The sequence below is a fragment of the Lutaonella thermophila genome (assembly GCF_055387725.1).
Map to the genome: position 1 here is coordinate 471,395 of NZ_AP043783.1, position 24,594 is coordinate 495,988.

A 24,594-nucleotide genomic window follows, 5' to 3' on the forward strand; every position below is an offset into this window, starting at 1 on the left:
TCTATAAAGAATTAGTTAGTTAATTAAAAATATTGTCAAATATAGAAAATTAATAAATAAGTAAGTTTTTTGTTAAAAAACTAAAAAAGCCAAGGCTTAACCTTGGCTTTATTATTAAACCGTTAATTAATTAGTTAAAAGCTGTAATTTAACCCAAGAGTAAAGTTAGCACCTAACTGCCCTTGCTGTTGTACTTCTGATGAGTAAATAAAACGGCTACCCGCCTGTGCTGTGTTTGTAGAAGGCAGTGTCTCATCCGGGTAAACATCAAACATGTTATTAATAACACCTGTTAAGCTAAGTCTGTCTGTAAACTTGTAGGTTAAGCTTAAATCGGTTACTAATTTAGATGATAACTCTTGGTCTTCTCCTCCAGATTCTGGAGCGGTTACTGTTACCGGACCAAATAATGTGTTGTTTAGCCCAACATTTACTTTAGGAGTATCATAATCTAATCCTAAAATAAACTTAGATCTTGGTCTTGAGTTAGTAATTAAACCACGCTCCTCACGAGCAAAAATATTATACCCGTTTTGAGCTAATACATCTGGCGTAGCAATAGCGTCTATTGTTGTTTTATTAAAGTTAGCCGCTAAATTAGCATTAAGCCTCCCGTTACCCATCTCAATATTGTTATAGCTTAAAACTATATCTGCTCCGGTTGTCTTTGTGTCTCCTGCATTAATAAAAAACTGTACAGCAACAACATTGTTGTCTTCTAAAATTTGCTCAACAGGGTTGGTTGTAGTATCATCGTCATCCGATCCAATTTGAGATGAGAATAATACTCTATCATCTACATTTATTTGATAAAAATCTACCGATGCAGAGAAATGACGGTTAAACTTGTAAGTTACTCCTGCCGATAAGTTTCTAGAGGTTTCAGCAAATAATTTAGGCACTCCTAACGCTTGTACTGCAGGGTTATCGTTTGCTAATGTACCTTGTAATAATGGCTCTGATGAACCTGCTACAATTATGTACTGGCTATTGGTTAAGTGACGCTGGTGTAACGTTGGCGCTCTGAACCCAGTGCTGTATGAAGCTCTAATAGCGCCATCTTCTCCTAATTTGTAACGACCGTTAACTTTCCATGAGAAATTATCACCAAAATCAGTAAAATCCTCATAACGCCCGGCAACACCAATTAATAAATCGTCATTAATATCATAGTCTAATCCGGCATACGCTGCAAAGTTGCTTCTGGTAACATCTACTGCTTCTTCCGGCTTTATACCTGCGAATGAGTCTGATCCTGATTTGTAGTATGAAATTGGATCTCCTTCATGTCCTTGAAAGTATTCTTTCTTGTATTCAAAACCAAAAGAAGCGTTAAATTGGTCTGAGAATGATTTTGTAAAGTCTAAGTTTCCAATAATATTTCTTAAGGTATAACCTCCCGGATGAAAAGTTCTCGGTGAAGTTCCGTTATCTGCTAAATAATCTCTATTTACAGAGTTGTTTACAGTATACATTACATTGTTTGCCCCGTGCGTGAAACTAGCATCTGCATAAAAACCTTCTCCTAACATAAAATTAATTCCCGCTACGTTCATGTAGTCTTTAATTTTAGTCTCGAAGGTAGGCTGATATCCCATAAAATCTTCAGGACGGGTTAAAAATCCAGAGTCAGCAACATCTCTTCTCCAGTATGGAGCTCTGTAGTAAGCAAAGCTTCTACCGGTTCTAACGCTGTATCCGTGAAAAGAGTAAAACTCTGCATTTTCTCCAACCGGATGTGAAAGGTTTACAAATAAATCACCTTTTTCCATATCTGGTTGTCCTACTTTCATTCCTAAATCCGGATTATCTATAGCCCACTGAATTTCATTTGGTCTTGCATCAGAAGGAAGGTCTGCAGTACCAGGCGTACCGGCTCTGTTGGTTAACTCTTGGTTGTAATATCCTAAAGTAACATTAATATAACCACCATCTCCAAAATTAAAAGCAGTATTAAAGTCTGCTGCAAAATTAAATCCGTCACCTTCTGAGGTAATTCCGGTTCTTGCAGAAATAGTAGAATACTCTACATTTTTCTTTAATACCATGTTAATTACACCGGCAATAGCATCAGATCCGTACTGTGCTGATGCACCATCACGTAACACTTCTACACGTTCTATGGCTGCCGTTGGAATACTTCTTAAATCTATACCAACTTCACCTTTACCAGGCGTTCTGTTTAAGTAAACTTGAGCACTTTGGTTTTTTCTTTTTCCGTTAATTAAAACAAGTGTTCTACTTGGCCCCAATCCTCTTAAATCAGCCGGATCATAGTGTGCGGTAGCATCAGATATTGCTTGGTTTTGTGCGTTAAAAGACGGCACTTTAAACGTAAGCATTCGCTCTATGGTTGGCTTACCACTGTTTACCAACTCTTCAACACCAATATTATCAATCGGTACAGGAGAGTCTAAAATAGTTCTGGGTTTAGCACGGTTACCTAAAATAATAACTTCATCTAGTGCAACGCCTTCTTGTAATGTTACACTAATTCTACCCGGACCGGCAACTTGAACTTCTTTGGTGTTAAATCCTACCGAAGAAAACACAAGCGTTGCCGGAAATTCATCTAAAGTAATTTCAAAATTTCCATCAAAATCGGTTGTGGTTCCCTTAGTTGTTCCTTTAACAACAACATTCACTCCCGGCAACGGGTCTCCATTACCACTGTCAGTAACAGTTCCGGTTACTTCACCCCCTTGTGCCCACATAGCAAATGGCGCAACAAAAAAGAGCAAAGCCCATACTTTGTTTCGTAAGTTTAATTTCATAAATATTAATTTGATTGGTTAATAGGCTGACAATATTCTAACATTTTAACATTTTTTACAAAAAATTTTAAGTTTTTTTTCACAAATAGCCCCTACGCAATATTCTATCAAAAAGCCTTATTTACTCATAATAAATGTTTTAGTTAAAAAGATACTTTTATACCTTTGCACCTTAATTTTTAGCTTTAAAAATGTATAGAAGTCATACCTGTGGAGAATTACGTATTGCACAAATAAACCAACAAGTAACGCTTGCCGGTTGGGTTCAAAAAATTAGAGATAAAGGATTTATGATTTGGGTAGATCTACGTGATCGTTACGGGATTACTCAATTAATTTTTGATGAAGAAAGAACACCCGAAGCTGTTTTTGAGCAAGCAAAAAAATTAGGGCGTGAATTTGTTATACAAGTAACAGGAACTGTTATTGAGCGCGAAGCTAAAAACCCAAATCTTGCTACAGGTGATATAGAAATTTTAGTAACAGATTTAACAATATTAAATAGTGCCAAAGTACCTCCTTTTACCATTGAAGATGAAACAGATGGTGGAGAAGACCTTAGAATGAAATACAGGTACTTAGATATTAGGCGAACCCCGGTAAAAAACAACTTGTTATTTAGGCATAAAGTTGCTATTGCCGTTAGAAACTACTTATCTAACAATGGTTTTGTAGAGGTAGAAACGCCTTATTTAATTAAATCTACGCCAGAAGGTGCACGTGATTTTCTGGTGCCTTCAAGAATGAATAAAGGTGAGTTTTATGCCTTACCACAATCTCCTCAAACCTTTAAGCAGTTACTTATGGTTGGAGGATTAGATAAGTATTTTCAAATTGTAAAATGCTTTAGAGACGAAGATTTAAGAGCAGACAGACAGCCGGAGTTTACACAGATAGACTGTGAAATGGCTTTTGTTGAGCAAGAAGATATCCTGAACACTTTTGAAGGATTAACCAAATTTCTTTTAGAAGAAATTAAAGGAGTTACTGTAGATTCTTTCCCAAGAATAACCTACCAGGAAGCCATTAAGCGCTACGGAAATGATAAGCCTGATATTAGATTTGGGATGGAGTTTGGTGAGCTGAATGATATTGCTCAGCACAGAGATTTTGGTATTTTTAATAATGCAGAACTTGTTGTAGGTATTGCCGTTCCCGGTGCTGCCTCTTTTACCAGAAAAGAGATAGATAAACTTATAGATTGGGTAAAAAGACCACAAATAGGTGCCTCTGGAATGGTATATGTAAAATGCAACGAAGATGGAACCTACAAATCGTCTGTAGATAAATTTTACAATCAAGAAGATTTGGCACTTTGGGCTGACAGAACCGGTGCTAACCCCGGCGATTTAATTTGTATTCTCTCCGGCGAAGCTAAAAAAGTTAGACCTCAACTAAGCGCACTTAGAATGGAGCTTGCAGAGCGCTTAGGGTTAAGAAAACCTGATGAGTTTGCTCCGCTTTGGGTTGTAGATTTCCCATTGCTTGAATGGGATGATGAGACTGAGCGCTATCATGCAATGCACCATCCGTTTACAGCACCAAAACCGGAAGATATTCCGTTATTAGATACCAACCCTGAACAAGTAAGAGCCAATGCTTACGACTTGGTTTTAAATGGTAATGAAATTGGCGGTGGTTCTATTAGAATTTTTAATAAAGAGCTTCAATCTAAAATGTTTGATCTTTTAGGTTTTAGCAAAGAAGAAGCCGAAGCGCAATTTGGTTTCTTAATGAACGCTTTCCAATATGGTGCTCCGCCTCATGGTGGTATTGCTTTTGGTTTTGATAGGTTAGTTGCCATATTAGGCGGCCAAGAAACTATTAGAGATTTTATTGCGTTTCCTAAAAACAATGCCGGAAGAGATGTAATGATAGATGCACCGGCACCTATAGACAACGAGCAACTTGACGAATTGCATATAAAGCTGAAGTTAGATTAGCTTACGGCAACTATTTTTTGATTGCTATTCTAAACAAATACAGTAATTTAGTGCAGTATGGCAACTCAAAAAAAGTCAGTACTAACTCGTTTCTTAATTTGGAGATACAAGCACATCTCTAACAAAAATTTTATTTTCATTTTAAGTGTCTTAGTGGGGTTATTGGCAGGGTTAGCATCTGTTACACTTAAAAATATAACTTTCACTATTCAGTCTGCTTTAGAGCAAGGCATTATTTTCTCTAAAAATCAACTCTATTTTGTTTTGCCTTTGATAGGATTGATTTTAGTATATTTTATTGCCCGATTTATAATTAAAAAACCGATTGAGCAAGCTATCCCATCTATACTTTTTTCTTTATCTAAGAAAAATGGGATTATAGAACCCTCTAAAATATTTTACCCGCTAATAACAGCTCCGCTTACTGTTGGTTTTGGAGGATCTGTTGGATTACTCGGTCCTGCCGTGGCAAGTGGTGCAGCCATAAGCTCTAACATAAGCAGGTTATTTCATATAGATAGTAAAACCAGAATTTTACTCATAGCTTGTGCTGCATCTGGAGCAATTTCGTCTATTTTTAAATCGCCAATTGCTGCCATTATTTTTGCTGTAGAGGTATTTAGTTTAGATTTAACTTTAACGTCTCTTTTACCGTTATTGTTAGCCTCTGTTTCGTCGGTACTCACATCGTACTTTTTTTTAGGAGACGACCATTTATTTAGCTTTACCGTTACCGACAAATTTGCTATACAAGACACTCCATTTTATATTATTTTGGGAGCAGGCACAGCAATTGCGTCGGTTTATTTTACCAAAATGTATTTTGGTATTCAACAAGTATTTGGCAAGTTTAAATCAGCTTTATTTAAACTCTTAATTGGTGGTGGTATCATTGGTGTAATGCTTTATTTTATTCCGGCTTTATATGGTGAAGGTTTTGGTTTTATAAATAATTTATTGGCCGGAAATGATATTGCCGCTTTAGGCAAAACCCCTTTTGATGCGATTATAGAAAAAAGCTGGGTTATTATTGGTTTGCTAGTTGGCATTACCATTTTTAAAGCCATTGCAATGACCCTAACCTTTGCTGCAGGTGGTGCCGGAGGAATTTTTATTCCTACTATGGTTATGGGTAGTGCGCTGGGCAATGTAGTAGCAAAAGTTATAAATAATTTAGGGTTAGACATACATGTTTCTGAAGCAAACTTTACACTAGTTGGAATGTCTGGGCTTATTGCCGGTGTATTGCACGCACCGTTAACCGCTATATTTTTAATTGCAGAAATCACGGGAGGATATGAGCTTTTTGTGCCTTTAATGATTACAACAGCTATCTCTTTTATAATTACCAAAAACACCTTAGAACACACCATTTATACGCGAGAATTAGCAGAAAAAGGAGCACTGCTAACACACAATAAAGATCAAACGGTATTAACATTAATGAAGTTAGACCGCGTTATAGAAAATAAGTTTGTAAAACTTACACCCAATATGACCCTGGGAGAAATGCTGCATGAAGGGGTTGCTAAATCTACCCGAAATTTATTTCCAGTTGTAAACCAAGAAGATGAGCTAGTGGGCATTGTTTTATTAGATGATATAAGAGAAATTATGTTCGACACCTCTTTGTACAATAAAATAACTGTAAAAACCCTTATGCACGATGCCCCAGAGTACATTATATACGAAGAAGACAACATGAAACAAGTAATGAAAAAGTTTCAAGATAGTGGCGCTTGGAATTTACCTGTTATTAAAAATGGTAAATACGCAGGATTTGTATCTAAATCTAAATTACTTACCGCATACAGAAGAAAGTTAATTACCTTTACTAGATAATGTTCTGGTCATGAAATACATAATATTACTAACATTTTTAATAGACTTGGGGCTTTTAATAACCGGTTTTATTTTACAAGGAAAACAGCATCCGTTAGCCGAAAAATTTATTGGTTTTGGTGTATTAGCCCTTTTTTTAGTGGTTATGCCTCTTTTTATATACTACAGATATCGTAATAAAAGTGCAAAAGACTATATGATTACCAAAGAAACTCTTGATAAAATGCGAGACAAAAACATATAACCACCTGAAAAAGAACTGCTTTTGAAATAAAAAGCAGAAAAAACAGGCGTTTTTGTAATATAAACACTAATTTTGTTTTTTAATTTTTATTTATTTATAATGACTGGAACAGTAAAATTTTTCAATGAATCTAAAGGTTATGGATTCATTACCAACGAAGAAACTGGCAATGACATTTTTGTACACGTTAGCTCTCTTAACGGTGTAGAAATTCGTCAAGGTGACAAAGTAGAATATGTTGAAGAAGAAGGTAGAAAAGGCATGATGGCTTCGCAAGTGCAAGTTATCTAAATTATAGAGTATTTTATTTTGATTACGATTTTTAAAAGCGCAACATTAGTTGCGCTTTTTTAGTTTAAATTTCTTTTTTGTATAAAAAATCGCTTAAGCAAGTCTGCAGCTTCATTTTCTAAAATCCCTCCTACTACTTTTGTTTTTGGGTGCAGTTTAGTTTTTAACACTTTAAATCCTCTTTTATGATCTGCAGCCCCATAAACAATTCTAGAAATTTGACTCCAATATAATGCCCCTGCACACATTTGGCATGGCTCTAATGTTACATACAATGTGCAATCTGTTAGGTATTTTCCGCCTAAGTAATTTGCGGCTGCAGTAATAGCCTGCATCTCGGCATGGGCAGTTACATCATTTAACGTTTCTGTTAGGTTATGTGCTCTGGCAATAATGGTGTTGTTTATAACCACAACCGCCCCAACAGGAATTTCGTCTTTATCAAAAGCAGCTTCTGCTTCTTGCAGTGCTTTCTTCATAAAGTATGCATCATCAAATATTGGCTCCATGCCACAAAAATACAATTTACAACCATGCATAATCTACTTAGGCAAGAATTTTGATAATGCACACTATTAAATAGCTTAAAAACAGGTATGCCAAGAACTAAATAATTGTAATTTTGTAGGCTAACAGCAATGAAAGCGAGACTCTTAGAACATATAAACTCACCAGCCGACCTTAAAAAGCTAAACATTCAAGAGCTTAAACAGTTAGCAAAAGAGCTCCGAGAGTTTATAATTAACATTGTTGCCACTAAAGAAGGGCATTTGGGTGCCAGCCTAGGAGTTGTAGAACTAACTATTGCACTACATTATGTTTTTGATACCCCAAATGATTTACTAATTTGGGATGTTGGCCACCAAGCTTACGGTCATAAAATTTTAACCGGCCGAAGAGATTCTTTTCATACCAACCGAACATTAGGAGGGCTTAGTGGTTTCCCTAAACGCTCAGAAAGTGAATTCGATACTTTTGGAGTGGGGCATTCTTCTACTTCAATATCGGCAGCTTTAGGAATGGCTATAGCTTCTAAACTATCAGGCAACCACGCTAAACATCATATTGCAGTAATTGGCGATGCATCTATAGCAAGCGGGATGGCTTTTGAAGGTTTAAACCATGCCGGTGTGACAGATGCTAATTTGCTTATTGTTTTAAACGATAACGCTATTGGCATAGACCCAAGTGTTGGTGCATTAAAGCAATACTTAACCCAAGTAAAAACTAATAAAAGGCTTGCACAAAATAATATTATTAAGGCACTTAATTTTGATTATTCCGGTCCAATAGATGGTCATGATTTGCATTTGCTGATTGAAGAGCTTACACGTTTAAAGCAAATTAATGGACCTAAATTTTTACATGTAATTACCACTAAAGGGAAAGGATTAAAACTAGCAGAAGAAGATCAGGTTAAGTATCACGCTCCCGGAAAATTTGATGCTAAAACCGGTAAATTGCTTCCGGCAGACTCAACTCCTAAACCACCTAAATATCAAGATGTATTTGGACATACACTTGTAGAACTTGCCAAAAAAAACACTAAAATAATAGGCATTACTCCTGCAATGCCAACGGGAAGTTCTTTAAAATATATGATGGATGTTTTTCCGGATAGAGCATTAGATGTTGGTATTGCAGAGCAACATGCTGTTACATTAGCTGCCGGTATGGCTACACAAGGTTTAGTCCCTTTTTGCAATATCTACTCCACATTTTTACAGCGTGCTTACGATCAGGTAATTCACGATGTGGCGCTGCAAAACTTACCGGTTATTTTTTGTTTAGATCGCTCAGGAATAGTTGGTCAGGATGGTGCTACACATCATGGTGTTTTTGATCTGGCTTATTTACGCTGCATTCCAAACTTAATAGTATTTGCTCCTTTAAACGAAATAGAGCTCAGAAACATAATGTACACGGCTCAAAAAGGACTACAAAACCCAATTGCAATCAGATACCCCAGAGGCAGAGGTGTAACTTTACATTGGCAATTACCTTTTAATGAGATACAAATTGGCCAATCAGAACAACTAAAAAAAGGGTCAACTATAGCTGTGCTTACTATTGGACATATTGGTAATGTTGTTACTGATGCAATTAAAGAAACTAAAACCCCACAAGCTATTGGGCATTACAATATGCGCTTTGTAAAACCTTTAGATCATAAAGCTTTGCATAAAATTTGCGCATCGTATAACCATATAATTACAGTAGAAGATGGTTGTTTACAAGGAGGTTTTGGTAGCGCCGTTTTAGAGTTTATGGTAGAGAATAAATACACCATGCCTGTTACAAGGTTAGGTGTTCCGGATAAGTTTATAGAACACGGTACAGTTACAGAGTTACACCAAGAAATAGGTTTAGATAAAGATTCTATTGTTAAAACATTAAATACGTTGGTAGCTAATTATGAGTAATTACTTAAAGCAGGCTATAGGTTTAGTGCTATTTATATGCGCAACTGCTACTTGGGGACAGCAAATAAATTTAGATGCTTTTAAAGACTCTACCTACTGGAAACCAGTGGCAATTAAAGTACTGTCTCAACCAAAAAACGGCTTAAAATTAAGCACTAAAAAGTTTAGAGTTCCGAATGATCAATTAGCGAGCACAAAAATTAGAACAGTTTTTCTGGTGCCTACTTTTTGGGAAAAAAAGAATCACTTTGGGTTAACCATCAGCGAAGTTGCTTTTGTTAATTGGAATGCAGGTGGTAATAACTCAGTTTCTGCACTAGGAAATGTACAGCTGGTTAGAAATTACAAAAGCAAAAAATCACAATGGAATAATGAGCTTATATTTAAATATGGTATTAACTCACAAGAAGGAGAAAAGCTCAGAAAAACAGATGATCAAATTCACTTTAGTTCTACCTACGGTTACAGGAAAGACACGCTTTCTAACTGGTTTTTTTCTGTGAAAACAAATTTTAAAACTCAATTTTCAGATGGTTTTAAATATCCAGACAGAGAGAATCCTATCTCTAGATTTATGGCGCCCGGATATTTTTTCTTAGGGTTAGGTGCAGAGTATTCTCCTTTAGCAGGCATTTTCTCTGTTTACCTTTCTCCGCTAACCCAAAAAACCACTTTTGTATTAGACCAAACATTAGCAAACCAAGGGGCTTTTGGGGTAAAAAAAGCTGTGTTTGATGACGATGGTAATATTATAGAAAAAGGAGAAAAACACAGAACAGAATTGGGCATCTTAGTTAATAGCAATTGGGAACAAGAGATAGCTAAAAACATCACATTAAGGAACAGGATTAGCCTTTATACAGATTATCTAAATAGTTTTGGGAATATTGATGTTGATTGGGAAGTGAATTTTGATTTTGTTGTAAACAATAGCATTAAAGCAAATTTAGGAGCACATACCAAGTTTGATGACGATGTGCGCTTTGATGAAGTAAAAAATGAAGACGGCGAAGTAATTTCTTCTACCACCAAAATTCAATTTAAACAAGTATTAGGCATAGGCATAGCTTATACTTTTTAGCTTTTTACACTTGCTGCCCCATAATTTTTGCGTGTAAGGTTACCGCTTTACCATCTGTTAAGCTGGCAATATACGAGCACGTATTTAATAAAATTTGGTACGGTGTTAATTGTGTATTTTGATAATATTCCGGTAAGCTTCTAACAACCAATTTCTCGTAGCTTCCTGCTTTGTTTTCGTGCATATTTATGAGTGCAGAGGTATACACATGAAGCAAATCTGATAAAATTTTATACCCGGCAATTTCTTTTTCTATAACCTCATCAGATTGGTATATTTTGGCTACACTAACCTTTATTATATCATCTATTTGTGCTTTAAACCTACTCTTATCTAACAATGCAGTATTAAATTCTCCTTCTAAAATCTGTTCTTCTTGTTTCATAAAAACAGATACTGCTTCATTTATAAGTGTGTTTATGGCTAATGCCCGCAAATAACTTAGCCTGTCTTCTTTAAATTGTAAAGAACCGTACTTTTTAGGGTTAATACTATCCCCTACCAATTTAATTAAATATTCTAATGCATACTCTTCGGGTATTAAGCCTAAGTTTATACCGTCTTCAAAATCTATTATGGTATAACAAATGTCATCGGCTGCTTCAACTAAATATGTTAGTGGATGCCTGCTAAAAGCAATATCAGAGCCTGAAAGTGAAGGTTTAAGACCAAGTTCTTGAGCTATATCTGCTACAATATCTTTTTGAGCCTGAAAAAAACCGAATTTTTTATGAGCAATATGCGATGTTGGTTTTTTTGGCAAAGACTCTTTTGGGTATTTCATGAATGCTCCCAGAGTGGCATAACTTAATCGTAACCCTCCCGGTACTCCCTCTCTACTGTCGGTTACAATTTTAAGTCCGTTTGCATTCCCTTCAAAATCAACTAAATCTTGGTATTCCTTATCGGTTAAAAAGCGTTTAAACTGTTTTCCCGCTCCGGTTTTAAAATAGGTGCCTATAGCTTTCTCTCCGCTATGTCCAAACGGTGGGTTGCCAATATCGTGCATTAAAGACGCTGCAGCTACAATAGCCCCGAAGTCGTTAAACTTAAAACCGTGAATATTTTGTAAATGCGGATGTTTTTTTAAAATCTGTTTTCCGGCCAACCTCCCTAAACTACGTCCAACTACAGAAACCTCTAAACTATGTGTTAATCGGGTATGTACAAAATCTGTTTTAGAAAGTGGTATTACTTGGGTTTTGTCTTGCAGGCTTCTAAATGCCGAAGAAAATATTATTCGGTCATAATCTACTTCAAAACCAAGTCTGGTTTCATCTTGCTCTATTCGTAATCTTTTATTCGTATCTCCAAATCGTTTTAATGAAAGTAGTTGTTCCCAGTTCATAAAATAGGTAATAAAAAGCGCTTGCAAGATACACAAATTAACCCTTAAAGTTAAGATAACATAACTGCTTGTTTGGTAACGTTCAGTTAACCTTATCGTGAAGAATGTTTAACCCGTTGTTAACGCTCACTTTACATGTACAAGGTTCCTTTGCGGTGACAAAAACTACAATCACATCAAATGAAAAAATTAATAGTTCTTTTATTCTTTATAGCAATAGGAATTAGCTACGGACAGACAGGAAGTGTTGCGGGTAAAATTTTAGACAAAGAAATGAATAATGAGCCGCTACCCTTTGCAAGTGTTATTATAAAAGGAACCACAAAAGGAACGACTACAGATTTTGACGGTCTTTTTGAAATAGGCAATTTACAACCCGGAAACTATACCGTTGTAATTAGCTACGTAGGATACGAAACCTTAGAAATAGAAAATGTTGTTGTTGAGGCCGGTAAAGCAGCCAATGTTAATGCTACATTGGCGGCCAGCAGTGTTAGTTTAGAAGAAGTAACCGTAGTAACTGTTGCCCGTAAAGATTCTGAAACCGCTTTATTATTAGACCAAAAAAAGGCAGTAGAAATTAAAGAAAGTATTGGAGCACAAGCCTTAACAAAGTTAGGCGTATCTGATGCTGCTACTGCAACCACTAAAATATCTGGGGTTACCAGTAGTGAAGGTTCCGGAGATGTATTTGTAAGAGGTTTGGGAGACAGATACCTTATTACTACCATGAACGGTCTGCCTGTTCCCTCTGATGATGTTGAACGAAAAAATATAGATTTAGGCTTATTCCCTACCAGAATAATTCAGAATGTAAGTATTAGTAAAACCTATGCCGTTAAAAGTTCTGCAGATGAGGCTTCTGGTGCAGTAGATATTACCACACGAGAGTTAGCCGGGTCAGAAGAATACAGTATTGGTGTAAACACAGGTATTAATACCAATGTTGCACGTAACGAAGTTTACGATAATTTTAAAGTATCTCCTAACACTAACAATACCCAATTTGGCTTTTATACTCAAGAGCTGAATACGTTTGATGCAATTACCCAACAAACGTGGAACACACAACAATTACAAGCACCGGTAAATTATGGTATTAATACTACTTTAGGTAAAAAATTTGGTGAAAAGTTAGCCGTTATATTAACTGCTTCACAGAATACCAAACACGAACACACTAAAGGTGTTTTCAGACAATTCAGATCTAATTTTATAGATGATTCTATCCCCGATGTAGAAACTTTTGCAAAAAAAATTACAACAACTGTTTTAGCCGATGCTACTTTTTTTGCCAACGAAAAAAACAAACTTAAAGCTACTTCTTTATTTGTAAATAAATTAACTGATCAGGTTTTTGAAGGTGGTAGAGGTATGCAAGCCACTATTTTTGAAGAAACCGAGCCGGCAGAAGGACTTTTTCAGTTTATTCGTGACCAAAATGTTATTCAAACACGTCTTTGGGTTGCTCAACTATCAGGTAAACACACCATAACAGATAAATACAGTATTAATTGGGCCGGAGGATACAATTTTGTTGATGCTTCTGAACCAAACAGAATAAGAAACGAAATTAATTTTAATGAAGACTTAATTCAATTAGGTAGAACCGGAGGTTTTCAGCAAAGAAAATCAAAGCAAACAATAGAAGACGAAGAGTTTAATGGATTACTTAATAACGAGCTTTCTTTAGTAGACAAAGAAAACCATAGTGTAGCTGTGTCTTTTGGCGCTAATTACCGTAATAAAGAGCGTAAATTCGGTTCGCAGTTTATCGGCGTAGAAGAAGCTTTTACAAATGCTATAAATCCGAGCTCAATAGACAATTTAAGTGCCATTTTTAATACACAAAATTTTGAAGACGGTGTATTAAAGTACAACATTTTACAACCAGACAGATATTTAGGAGAACTCAAATCTGTTGGTACTTACGCCAACGTTGCTATTACATTAAACAAGTTTAACATAAATGCCGGTTTACGCTACCAAGTAGATGACATTTATGTACTGTATGATGTTGGTAATATTCCGGGAAGAATAGGTGAATCAGATAAATCATACGATAATATTTACCCAAGCTTCAATATAAAATACAATATTAACGAGCAGCACGCTTTACGCTTTGCAACCAGCCAAACTATAACGCTTCCGGAGTTTAAAGAAATTGCTCCTTTTGAGTATGTTTCTCCTACCGGGCAAGTAACCAGAGGTAACCCAAATTTACAAGCTTCTACCAACTTTAATTACGATTTAAAATGGGAGTATTTTCCGAGCAATGCAGAGCTTATATCAATTGCAGCATTCTACAAGACCATAGAAGACCCTATTAACAAAGTACAAGATAGAGGTTCTGCCGGAGTTTTCTCTTTCTTTAATTCAGGAGACAAAGCCACAGTTTATGGTTTAGAATTAGAAACCAGAATTGGAATAATTAAACCGGAAGACAATGAGTCTTCAGAGCTTAATTTAAACTTTAACGCAACAAGAATGTGGCATGAACAAGACCTTAAAGAAGTATTTGATGAGAACGGGAACTTTGTTAGAACCTTTAGATATAAAGGATTAACAGAAACAGGCTTGCAAGGAGCATCAGACTGGATTGTAAACACTTCGCTAAACTTCACTACAAATGGCGACAACCCATTAGATGCTACTCTTACTGCAAATTATGCATCAGATAAAATATTTGCTTTAGGAGCTCCTGAAATTCAATCTGCAAGTGAGCAATTTTACAATGACGCCATAATAGAAAAAGGGTTTGTTACGCTAGATGCAGTAGTTAGTAAAAGAATAAACAATTTAACCATACGATTAACCGGTAAAAACCTATTAAATCCAACTATAAAAAGAACACAACTTAATAAACCAAGCACCACCAATATTGAAGCCGAAGAAACCGTACGATCGTACACCAATGGAGTTCAAATTGGGTTAGGGTTTAGCTACAACTTTAAATAACACAATTAATATTTATTACAATGAAAACAACCAAACACATTAAAAATTATTTTTTAGCAACATTGTTTGCTGTAGCAATTTCTGCTTGCAGCAGTAGCGACGATGGGTTTATAAACCCAAACAATGGTAACGGTAACAATGGTAATGCTGTAGAGTTAACGGGAGATGTTACTGAAAGCAGAACATTAGATCCCTCTAAAGAGTACAAGCTTACCGGAGTGTTTACTGTTAAGTCTGGAGCTACACTTACCATCCCTGCCGGAACCACCATTGTATCAGAAAAAGGAACAGACAGATACATAGCCGTAGAGCAAGGTGCAGATATAATTATTCAAGGAACTGCCTCTAATCCGGTTGTTATGACATCAGAAAATGGTGATCCTGGAGACTGGGGAGGCCTTTTAATATGTGGAGAAGCTGTAACAACAGAAGGCATAGATGCTGTTGCAGAAGTTGGAGGCTTGGTGTACGGAGGTACAGATAACAACGACAACTCAGGTAGTATTAACTATTTAATTATTAAAGGTTCCGGAGCTCAAATAAATTCTGAGTCTCAATACAACGGATTAACGCTTTATGCTGTAGGTTCTGGTACTACCATTAGTAATGTTGCCATTTTAAATGGTGCAGATGATGGTGTTGAATTTTTTGGAGGTACGGTGTCGGTTACTAATCTATACTTAGAAAACAACGAAGACGACGCTGTAGATTGGACAGAAGGTTGGAGCGGTACCATAACAAATACGTATGTCTTACATACCATTCAAGGGTTTTCAACAGCTGTTGAAGCCGATGGAGAAAATCAAAATCCTAAGCTAATTAACTTTACAGCTATATCCACTACAGGTGGTACTGCTTTACAATTTAAAAAAGAATCTGGTGCAACCATTACAGGATTATCTTTAGCCGGTTATACTACTTCTATTGATATGAAAGATAATGGTCCACTCTCTAATATACAAATAGATGGTGAAGATGCCGATCCGTTTAATAGCTACACTACTCAAGCAACAGTAAATGTTAATGATTTTGCTTGGGTAGATTCTAACTTAACTCTAGACCAATCTGTTTTACAAGGGACATTAAATACTACACGTACTTTAGATCCTAATGTATCGTACCAATTAAACTCTACTTTCATAGTAGAAGATGGTGGTAAATTAATCATCCCGGCAGGTACTAAAATTACTGCTGCTGCAGAAGGTACTGCCGTTTACATTGCAGTATTAAAAGGAGGGCAAATAGAAATTAATGGTACTCCAGATAACCCGGTTGTTATGTCTTCTCCTAATGCAAATCCTGGGGATTGGGGCGGATTAACAATTTGCGGAGATGCAACAACCACAGAAGGTGTTAATGCAGTAGCAGAAATTGGTGGATTTATTTATGGTGGTAATAATGATTCTGATAACTCCGGAGTAATAAAAAACCTGGTAATTTTAGGAACCGGAGCGCAAATTAATTCAGAATCTCAATACAACGGAATCTCTTTCTATGCAGTTGGTTCTGGAACTACAGTAGAAAACATTGCGGTAATTAACGGTGCAGATGATGGGGTTGAGTTTTTTGGAGGTACGGTGTCGGTAACTAACTTATACTTAGAAAACAACGAAGACGACGCTGTAGATTGGACAGAAGGTTGGAACGGAAGCGTAACTAACACTTATGTAAAGCACAGTATAAATGGTTTCTCAACAGCAGTAGAAGCCGATGGAGTTAACAACAACCCATCATTAATTAATTTTACGGCTGTTTCTACAACCGGAGGTACTGCTTTGCAATTTAAAAAACAATCGGGTGCTACCATCACCAATATTTATCTTGATGGTTACGATACCAATGTAGATATGAAAGATAACGGCCCTTTATCTAACATACAAATAGATGGCGAGGACGCATCTACAACAGCAGATTATAACACCGGAACCCAAGTAGATATTTCTACCTGGACATGGAAAGACGCCCGATTACAATAAAACATTTTACACTTAAAATAAAAAAGGCAGCCTATTTTGGCTGCCTTTTCTTATATATTCTAAGTAAGTTATTCTTGCTTTATTGCTAAGGCTTCTTTGCCTGTCCATTCTACTACATTAGCTACTCTATAACCTATAAAATCTACTTCTTTTAAGTTTTCATCAGCCCAAAAAAACCATTTTCCTACTTTTTTACCATTTTCATAGTGGGCTATAGCAGTTTTTTTTCCGTTAACATGATAACTAACCCATTTGCCGTGTAGCTTTCCTTCTTCATTAAAAAAACCGTGCTGGCTTACTTTGCCATTGTCATAATAAAAAGTAGCTTCAATTATGTCGCCCTTTTTAATGTATGTTGCGGTCTCTTTCTCTTGGGCATTAGCTTTTAAAATAAACATAAAAACTAATGTTATAAATACATATTTTTTCATGGATTCTTGGATTAACGTTATTCAAAAATAATCAAAATTTTACATTTAGCAAACATTTACATAACGTTAAATTAACATTGATATTTTATGTATTTGATTTTCAGTGTTTTAAATCATGTGAACAATTAAACAATATTACAGTCTACTTTTAAATAGTAAAGATTACTTAAAGTTAAAATCACACCTGCTTTGCATTAAAAAAAGAATTTCGCGATGTCTTATAAGGCACGTTTTATATATACATTAGTTTTTGTCAACCTTGTATTATTACTTAAACATAGCTACCTCCGGCCAAGGTAGCTTAATTTTTTATTATCAATTAAGTTTTAGTTATTTGCAACGACAAATGCAAATAATAATGAAACTGAGACTTTGGTTGGCAGGATTACTGCTATCTTTTGGCTTTGTAAATGCACAAGAAACTACCGAAACTACTTTTGGAAAGGGAATTTTAGATGTAGTAGCTAAAGATAGTACTTGGAGCATGAATTTTTCTGCAAGAATACAGCTTTTATCATCCTTTACGTGGGATGAAGTTGATAATGATTTTGTAAACCCAGAGCAGAGTACCCTAATCAGACGTGCTCGTTTAAAATTTAACGGATTTGCTTTTTCTCCAAAACTCAAGTATAAAATAGAGTTAGGACTATCTAACAGAGATATCTCTGGAGCTTCTGTTTATACTCACAATGCTCCAAGGTATATACTTGATGCTTACATTAAGTGGAATTTTTATCAAAACTTTGAGCTTTGGGTCGGTCAGGCAAAATTACCGGGTAACAGGGAGCGTGTTATTTCGTCTGGAAACATGCAATTGGTAGATCGTTCTTTACTAAACAGCAGGTTTAACATAGACCGAGACATCGGTATTCAATTACGTCATCACTTTACACTTGGAAACAACTTTATAGTTAAAGAAATATTTGCCATATCTCAAGGAGAGGGGCGTAATATAACGCGTGGTAATTTAGGAGGTCATCAATACACTTCAAGAATCGAGTTATTGCCATTTGGCGCATTTAAAAGCAAGGGAGATTATTCGGGTAGTGATTTAAAACTTGAACCCAAACCTAAATTAGCCATCGGAATTACTTTTGATCATAATAACAATGCCGTAAAAACCAGAAGTAACTTAGGTTCTTACATGGAAACAGATTATGGTTTACACGAAACTAATATAAACACCTGGTTTGTAGATGCAATGTACAAGCATAATGGGTTTTCGTTTATGGGAGAATACGCTCACAGAGACGCCTCTAACCCAATTGCTACAAACTCTGACGGCTCTGCAACAGGAGATGTTGTAGAGGTTGGAGAATCTTTAAACCTTCAAATGGGGTATTTGTTTAAAAACAACTTAGAGCTTGCCGGAAGGTATACCAATGTTAAAACAGATGCATCTATAACCGGAAAATTACCTCAACATCAGTACACCCTAGGAGTATCAAAATTTATAGTAGGTCATAAACTAAAAGTACAATCAGATATAAGTTATTTAGATAACGAGGGCGGTAACAACCAACTAATGTTTAGGTTGCAGTTAGATTTACATTTTTAAAGAAATAACAATTTGATAACAATTGTGCAGTACTTTATACAGAAATTTGCATGATTTTATTCTAAACTAACTATGGAGAATATTTATTTTTTAATGATTGTTGCGTTAGCGGTTTTAGCAGTTGCAGACCTTATTGTTGGGGTTAGTAACGATGCCGTTAACTTTTTAAACTCTGCATTAGGTTCTAAAGCATTACCTGTTAGAACCATAATGATTACGGCAAGTATTGGTATTGCCTGTGGGGCATTATTTTCTAGTGGTATGATGGAGGTTGCCCGAAAAGGAATCATGAATCCCGGACAATTTTACTTTGATGAGATCATGATTATTTTCATGGCAGTAATGATAACCGATATCTTACTGTTAGATTTCTTTAACACACTGGGAATGCCAACTTCTACCACGGTATCTATTGTGTTTGAGCTTTTAGGTGCTTCTGTAGCTGTAGCTTTAATAAAAATTTACGCAGATGGTGGTTCTGCAACAGAACTAAGCAACTATATAAACACGGCTAAAGCCACACAAATTATTTTGGGTATTTTGCTCTCTGTTGGTATTGCCTTTACCGTAGGTGCAATTGTGCAGTATATCTCTAGAGTATTATTATCTTTTGAGTTTGAAAAGCTTCCAAAATGGGTTAGTATTGTTTTTGGTGGTTTAGCTGCAACTGCCATAACTTACTTTATTTTAATAAAGGGGCTTAAAGGAGCTTCGTTTGTTGATAAAGCTACTTTAGAGTTTGTAAAAAACAACACATTACAAGTAGTATTATACAGCCTGGTTTTCTGGGTTTCTGTTTGTGCTATAATTGTTGGTGTTTTAAAAATTAACGTTTATAAATTCATAATTTTAATAGGAACCTTTGCTTTAGCACTTGCTTTTGCTGGTAACGATTTGGTTAACTTTATTGGTGTACCAATAGCTGCATGGCAATCTTATGAGGCTTGGGCTGCATCTGGTATGGCAGCATCAGAGTTTAGCATGGGTGTATTAGCCAGTAAAGTGCCTACCCCTACATTATTATTAGGTGTTGCAGGTTTAATAATGGTATTAACGCTTTGGTTCTCTAAAAAGTCAAGACACGTAACCGAAACAGAAATTAATTTATCTAGACAAGGAGAAGCTAAAGAGCGTTTTCAGCCTAACTTTTTATCACGTAGCATTGTTCGTTTAGCCAATGGTTTATCGGTTAGTTATAGCACCTTATTACCAAATACAACAAAACAATTTATAAATAAGCGTTTTGAGAAGCCTGCTGCTCTTGCTATTTCTGCTAAAAAAGCTAAAGATATGCCGGCTTTTGATATGGTTAGAGCCTCTGTAAACCTTATGGTTGCCAGTATTCTAATATCTATAGCTACTTCAATGAAATTACCTCTATCTACAACCTACGTAACGTTTATGGTTGCCATGGGTACTTCATTAGCAGATAGAGCTTGGGGTAACGAAAGTGCTGTTTACAGAGTTGCCGGAGTATTAAATGTTATTGGAGGTTGGTTCTTAACAGCAATCATTGCCTTTATAGCATCATCTACAGTTGCTTATTTAATTAATATACACGTGCCTTCTATGGTAGCAATATTATTATTGCTAGCGGTATTACTTCTGGTTAGAAATGCTATTAACTATTCAAACAAATTAAAAGCCGAAAAAGAAATTAATGGTTTAAGTAGCGCAGAAAGTAGCTCAGTTCAAGGTGTTATGGATGAGAGTGCTGCCAACATTAAATCATTCTTAACCAGAGGAAATAAAATTTATTCTAATACTATAGATGGGCTTTCTAGACTTGAACTTAAAAAGCTTAAAAAGAGTAAAAAAGGTATAGATAAGTTAAATGATGAGGTAGAAGAACTTCGCGATAATATTTTCTACTTTATTAAAAACTTAGATGAGTCTAGTTTACATGCCAGCGATTTCTATATTAACATGTTAGCTTATTTGCAAGACATGAGCCAATCATTAGAGTACATTGCTAAAATAAGCCATAAGCATGTTAACAATAACCACAATAAGCTACGCTTTAAGCAGTTAAAAGACTTAAAAGAAATAGAAGAAAACGTAGATGCTTTATTCTCTGAGATGGCTTCTATTTTTGAGCGTAAATCTTTCGAGGAGCTTGGCGGTGTATTAGAAAAAATGCCTGGTATTTTTGATTTGATTATTAAGAAAATTAAAAAGCAGGTTGAGCGCACCAGAAAAGAAGAATCTAGCGCTAAAAACACTACCTTGTACTTTAATTTATTACAAGAAACTCAAGATTTATTAGTGGCTGCAAACAACTTAATAGATTTATACTATAAGCCACAAGAGTAAGCAATATTTAAGCAGAAAACTAAAGGAGCATGATTTTCATGCTCCTTTTTTTATACCTTTCTAAAAATTTTAAAAAATGAAAAACCTGTTTTTGCTTTTTAGCTTTTGTTTAATAAGTAATGTTTGGTCTCAGCAATTAACCGGGCCACAAGTAGTAGAACGAGCTATTGCTTACCACGACCCAAATAACAATTGGGCTACATTTAACGATACGTTATTAGTAACCATGAAAACACCCACACAACCCAACAGAAATAGTACCATTGTTATTAACTTACCCAAACGCTACTTTTATGTAAAGGCAACAAGAGGTAACAACACCACAGAATACACCATTAACAAAGGAGAGTGCCAAATTGCCTTTAACGGTAACACAACCATACCGGATAGTATTGCAAAAGCTCATAACTTAAATTGTGATAGAGCCAATCTTTACAAAAACTACTACACGTATTTATATGGTTTACCCATGAAATTAAAAGATGCCGGCACCAATATTCATCCTAACGTATCAAAAAAAACATTTAAAGGAAAAGAGTATTTAGTTGTTAAAGTTATTTACGATGCAAATGTAGGATCTGATGTTTGGTATTTTTATTTTAATCCCAAAACCTACGCTATGGAGGTATACCAATTTTTTAAGACCGATGAAAAAGGAAAAGAAAAGCCCGATAGCGGAGAATACATTTTATTAACCGGAATAAAAGAAGTTAGCGGAATTAAAATACCAAAAAACAGAGCTTGGTATTATAACAAAGACAATAAATATCTGGGCACAGATTATTTAAAGTAAAAAGAAAAAGGGAAGCTCCCCAGCTTCCCTTACGGTTAAGTTTTAGGTGTGAAGTTTTATTATGAGCCACACATAAGACAATCGTCTTCCCCTTGGCTTTCTTTAGAACGAGCTATCATTTCTTTAAGCTCTTCTGGAGTTAGGGGTTGTACTTCACCTGCTGCATTACCTTGTTCTACTTTAGGTTGTACAACCGTTGCAGTAGTAGGTGCCTTTTCGGTTACTTTTTCTTTTTTCTTGGTATTATCTAACGTAAACTTAATAGCATCTACAGCAGATTTTGTTCTTAAGTAATACATACCTGTTTTTAATCCGCTTTTCCAAGCATAAAAATGCATAGAAGTAAGCTTTGCAAAGGTTGCGTTTTCCATGAATAAGTTAAGTGATTGCGATTGGTCTATAAAATACCCTCGCTGACGAGACATATCTATAATGTCTTTCATACTCAACTCCCAAACGGTTTTATATAATTCTTTAATGTCTTGCGGAATTACATCTATATTTTGCACCGATCCGTTATTGCGCATAAGCTCTTGTTTAAGCTCTTCGTTCCACAATCCAAGTCTAACCAAATCTTCTAACAAGTGCTTGTTAACTACAATAAACTCTCCAGAGAGTACTCGGCGTGTATAAATGTTAGAGGTATAAGGCTCAAAACATTCATTATTTCCTAGTATCTGAGACGTAGATGCTGTTGGCATTGGCGCTACTAACAATGAGTTTCTTACACCGTGTTTAAGCACTTGCTTTCTGAGTTTACCCCAATCCCATCTTCCGCTTAAGTCTTCGTCTTTTATTCCCCAAAGATTAAACTGAAACTCTCCTTTAGATATTGGTGAACCTTCGTATGTTTCATACGGACCGTCTTTTTTAGCTTCTTCCATAGAGGCAGTAACGGCTGCATAATACAGGGTTTCAAAAATATCTTGGTTTAGTTTTTTAGCCTCATCACTTGTAAATGGTAATCGAAGCATAATAAACGCATCTGCCAATCCTTGAACACCTAAACCAACCGGACGATGACGCATATTAGAGCGCTTTGCTTCTTCTACCGGATAGTAATTTCTATCTATTACTCGGTTTAAGTTTTTAGTAACACGCTTTGTTACTTTAAAGAGTTCTTTATGATCAAACTCGCCATTTTTAACAAACATTGGCAAGGCAATAGAAGCCAAATTACATACAGCTACCTCATCTGGCGAAGTGTACTCCATTATTTCTGTACATAGGTTAGATGAGCGTATTGTACCTAAATTTTTCTGGTTAGATTTTCTGTTTGCTGCATCTTTGTACAACATGTAAGGAGTACCCGTTTCTATTTGCGATTCGAGGATTTTCTCCCATAACTCACGTGCTTTAATGGTTTTGCGACCTTTGCCTTCTTGCTCGTATTTGGTGTAGAGAGCTTCAAACTCTTCACTATGGGTATCAAATAGCCCCGGACATTCGTTAGGACACATTAGAGTCCATTGTCCGTCTTCTTGCACACGCTTCATAAACAAATCCGGAATCCAAAGTGCATAAAACAAATCTCGGGCACGCATCTCTTCTTTACCGTGGTTTTTCTTTAAATCAAGAAAATCAAAAATATCGGCATGCCATGGTTCTACATAAATTGCAAAGCTTCCTTTTCTTTTTCCGCCTCCTTGGTCTACGTAACGCGCTGTATCGTTAAATACTCTAAGCATGGGTACAACTCCGTTAGAGGTACCATTGGTTCCGGCTATGTAGCTTCCTGTAGCTCTAATGTTGTGTATAGAAAGGCCAATACCTCCAGCAGATTGAGAAATTTTTGCGGTCTGTTTTAAAGTATCATAAATACCCTCAATGCTATCGTCTTTCATGGTTAATAAAAAGCAAGACGACATTTGAGGCTTTGGTGTCCCCGAGTTAAATAAGGTTGGTGTAGCGTGTGTAAAGTACTTTTTAGACATGAGTTCGTACGTTTCTATAACGCTATCTATATCGTCTAAATGTATTCCAACCGATACACGCATAAGCATATGCTGTGGGCGCTCTGCTATTTTACCATTAATTTTTAGCAGGTATGAGCGCTCTAAGGTTTTAAAACCAAAATAATCGTAGCCAAAATCGCGGTTATAAATTATGGTAGAGTCTAAGGTGTCTGCATGCTCCATAATTACCTTGTACACCTCGTCAGAAAGTAATGGTGCTTTTTTACCGGTTCTGGGGTTTACATAATTGTACAAATCTGTCATGGTTTCAGAAAACGACTTCTTTGTGTTTTTATGTAAGTTAGAAACCGATATTCTTGCAGCCAGCCTTGCATAATCAGGATGTGTAGTAGTCATTGTGGCAGCAATTTCGGCAGCCAAATTATCTAATTCAGAAGTGGTTACACCGTCGTATAATCCTTCAATTACACGCATTGCCACTTTTACAGGGTCTACCAGGCTATTTAAGCCGTAACATAATTTTCTGATTCGAGCCGTTATCTTATCAAACATTACGGGCTCTTTTCTGCCGTCTCTTTTTACTACGTACATAAGCTACATTTATTTTGGTTAATATTTAGGTAGGCTCAGCCTTGACCGCCAGGGCCGAGTTTTCTTTTTTTAATGGTTAATTACGCCTGTTAGGCGCTATTTATTTTTTTGA

At 35.9% G+C, this 24,594-nt stretch carries 16 protein-coding genes; 11 read left to right on the plus strand and 5 right to left on the minus strand.

Going from position 1 to position 24,594, the window contains the following annotated elements:
- Positions 1-134: 134 nt before the first annotated feature.
- The gene (locus ACZ5CF_RS02160; RefSeq protein ID WP_464580075.1) at positions 135-2,774 is read right to left on the minus strand and encodes a TonB-dependent receptor; all 2,640 of its coding nucleotides are present in this window, start codon (positions 2,772-2,774) and stop codon (positions 135-137) included.
- 191 nt (positions 2,775-2,965) lie between these two features.
- Between ACZ5CF_RS02160 and aspS the strand changes: the two genes are divergently transcribed.
- The 4 genes from aspS to ACZ5CF_RS02180 all read left to right on the plus strand — a co-directional run bounded on the left by aspS (position 2,966) and on the right by ACZ5CF_RS02180 (position 7,094).
- Positions 2,966-4,717, plus strand: a complete 1,752-nt coding sequence (gene aspS / locus ACZ5CF_RS02165) for an aspartate--tRNA ligase (RefSeq protein ID WP_464580077.1) — start codon at positions 2,966-2,968, stop codon at positions 4,715-4,717.
- A gap of 57 nt (positions 4,718-4,774) precedes the next feature.
- The gene (locus ACZ5CF_RS02170) at positions 4,775-6,559 is read left to right on the plus strand and encodes a chloride channel protein (protein WP_464580078.1); all 1,785 of its coding nucleotides are present in this window, start codon (positions 4,775-4,777) and stop codon (positions 6,557-6,559) included.
- A gap of 10 nt (positions 6,560-6,569) precedes the next feature.
- The gene (locus tag ACZ5CF_RS02175; protein ID WP_464580079.1) at positions 6,570-6,803 is read left to right on the plus strand and encodes a hypothetical protein; all 234 of its coding nucleotides are present in this window, start codon (positions 6,570-6,572) and stop codon (positions 6,801-6,803) included.
- Between the two features lie 99 nt (positions 6,804-6,902).
- Positions 6,903-7,094 carry a cold-shock protein gene (locus ACZ5CF_RS02180; protein ID WP_464580080.1) on the plus strand — a complete coding sequence of 64 codons (192 nt, stop codon included), beginning with the start codon at positions 6,903-6,905 and terminating at the stop codon, positions 7,092-7,094.
- Between the two features lie 59 nt (positions 7,095-7,153).
- Here ACZ5CF_RS02180 and ACZ5CF_RS02185 read toward each other — a convergent pair whose 3' ends face one another.
- Positions 7,154-7,603 carry a nucleoside deaminase gene (locus ACZ5CF_RS02185; RefSeq protein ID WP_464580082.1) on the minus strand — a complete coding sequence of 150 codons (450 nt, stop codon included), beginning with the start codon at positions 7,601-7,603 and terminating at the stop codon, positions 7,154-7,156.
- Positions 7,604-7,732: 129 nt separating this feature from the next.
- On the opposite strand from ACZ5CF_RS02185, the gene dxs reads away from it, so the two are divergent.
- Positions 7,733-9,517 carry a 1-deoxy-D-xylulose-5-phosphate synthase gene (dxs, locus tag ACZ5CF_RS02190; protein ID WP_464580083.1) on the plus strand — a complete coding sequence of 595 codons (1,785 nt, stop codon included), beginning with the start codon at positions 7,733-7,735 and terminating at the stop codon, positions 9,515-9,517.
- A complete protein-coding gene (locus tag ACZ5CF_RS02195; protein WP_464580085.1) occupies positions 9,510-10,598 on the plus strand; it encodes a DUF3078 domain-containing protein in 1,089 nt (362 codons plus the stop codon). Before dxs ends, ACZ5CF_RS02195 begins: the two co-directional genes overlap by 8 nt.
- A 4-nt stretch (positions 10,599-10,602) precedes the next feature.
- On the opposite strand, the gene dgt is transcribed toward ACZ5CF_RS02195, so the two are convergent.
- Complete coding sequence (dgt, locus tag ACZ5CF_RS02200) at positions 10,603-11,946, minus strand: dGTP triphosphohydrolase (protein ID WP_464580824.1); 1,344 nt, start codon at positions 11,944-11,946, stop codon at positions 10,603-10,605.
- Positions 11,947-12,126: 180 nt separating this feature from the next.
- Here dgt and ACZ5CF_RS02205 point away from each other — a divergent pair, with 180 nt between their 5' ends.
- Both ACZ5CF_RS02205 and ACZ5CF_RS02210 read left to right on the plus strand, forming a co-directional pair.
- Positions 12,127-14,904 (plus strand): TonB-dependent receptor, encoded by a 2,778-nt coding sequence (locus ACZ5CF_RS02205; protein ID WP_464580086.1) that lies wholly within the window; start codon positions 12,127-12,129, stop codon positions 14,902-14,904.
- Between the two features lie 20 nt (positions 14,905-14,924).
- Positions 14,925-16,880 carry a hypothetical protein gene (locus tag ACZ5CF_RS02210; RefSeq protein WP_464580088.1) on the plus strand — a complete coding sequence of 652 codons (1,956 nt, stop codon included), beginning with the start codon at positions 14,925-14,927 and terminating at the stop codon, positions 16,878-16,880.
- Positions 16,881-16,948: 68 nt separating this feature from the next.
- Here the strand turns inward: ACZ5CF_RS02210 and ACZ5CF_RS02215 are convergent, their stop codons facing one another.
- Positions 16,949-17,311 (minus strand): toxin-antitoxin system YwqK family antitoxin, encoded by a 363-nt coding sequence (locus ACZ5CF_RS02215; protein WP_464580089.1) that lies wholly within the window; start codon positions 17,309-17,311, stop codon positions 16,949-16,951.
- Between the two features lie 358 nt (positions 17,312-17,669).
- On the opposite strand from ACZ5CF_RS02215, the gene ACZ5CF_RS02220 reads away from it, so the two are divergent.
- The 3 genes from ACZ5CF_RS02220 to ACZ5CF_RS02230 all read left to right on the plus strand — a co-directional run bounded on the left by ACZ5CF_RS02220 (position 17,670) and on the right by ACZ5CF_RS02230 (position 21,975).
- Entirely contained in the window at positions 17,670-18,869 is a 1,200-nt protein-coding gene (locus ACZ5CF_RS02220) for a porin (RefSeq protein WP_464580090.1), read from the plus strand.
- A 72-nt stretch (positions 18,870-18,941) separates the two neighbouring features.
- Entirely contained in the window at positions 18,942-21,182 is a 2,241-nt protein-coding gene (locus ACZ5CF_RS02225; RefSeq protein WP_464580091.1) for an anion permease, read from the plus strand.
- 76 nt (positions 21,183-21,258) lie between these two features.
- Positions 21,259-21,975: a DUF6503 family protein gene (locus ACZ5CF_RS02230; RefSeq protein ID WP_464580093.1), complete on the plus strand. Its 717-nt coding sequence runs from the start codon at positions 21,259-21,261 to the stop codon at positions 21,973-21,975.
- A gap of 59 nt (positions 21,976-22,034) precedes the next feature.
- On the opposite strand, the gene ACZ5CF_RS02235 is transcribed toward ACZ5CF_RS02230, so the two are convergent.
- Positions 22,035-24,482, minus strand: coding sequence for a ribonucleoside-diphosphate reductase subunit alpha (locus ACZ5CF_RS02235; protein ID WP_464580095.1), 2,448 nt, complete (start codon positions 24,480-24,482; stop codon positions 22,035-22,037).
- Between the last annotated feature and the right edge of the window lie 112 nt (positions 24,483-24,594).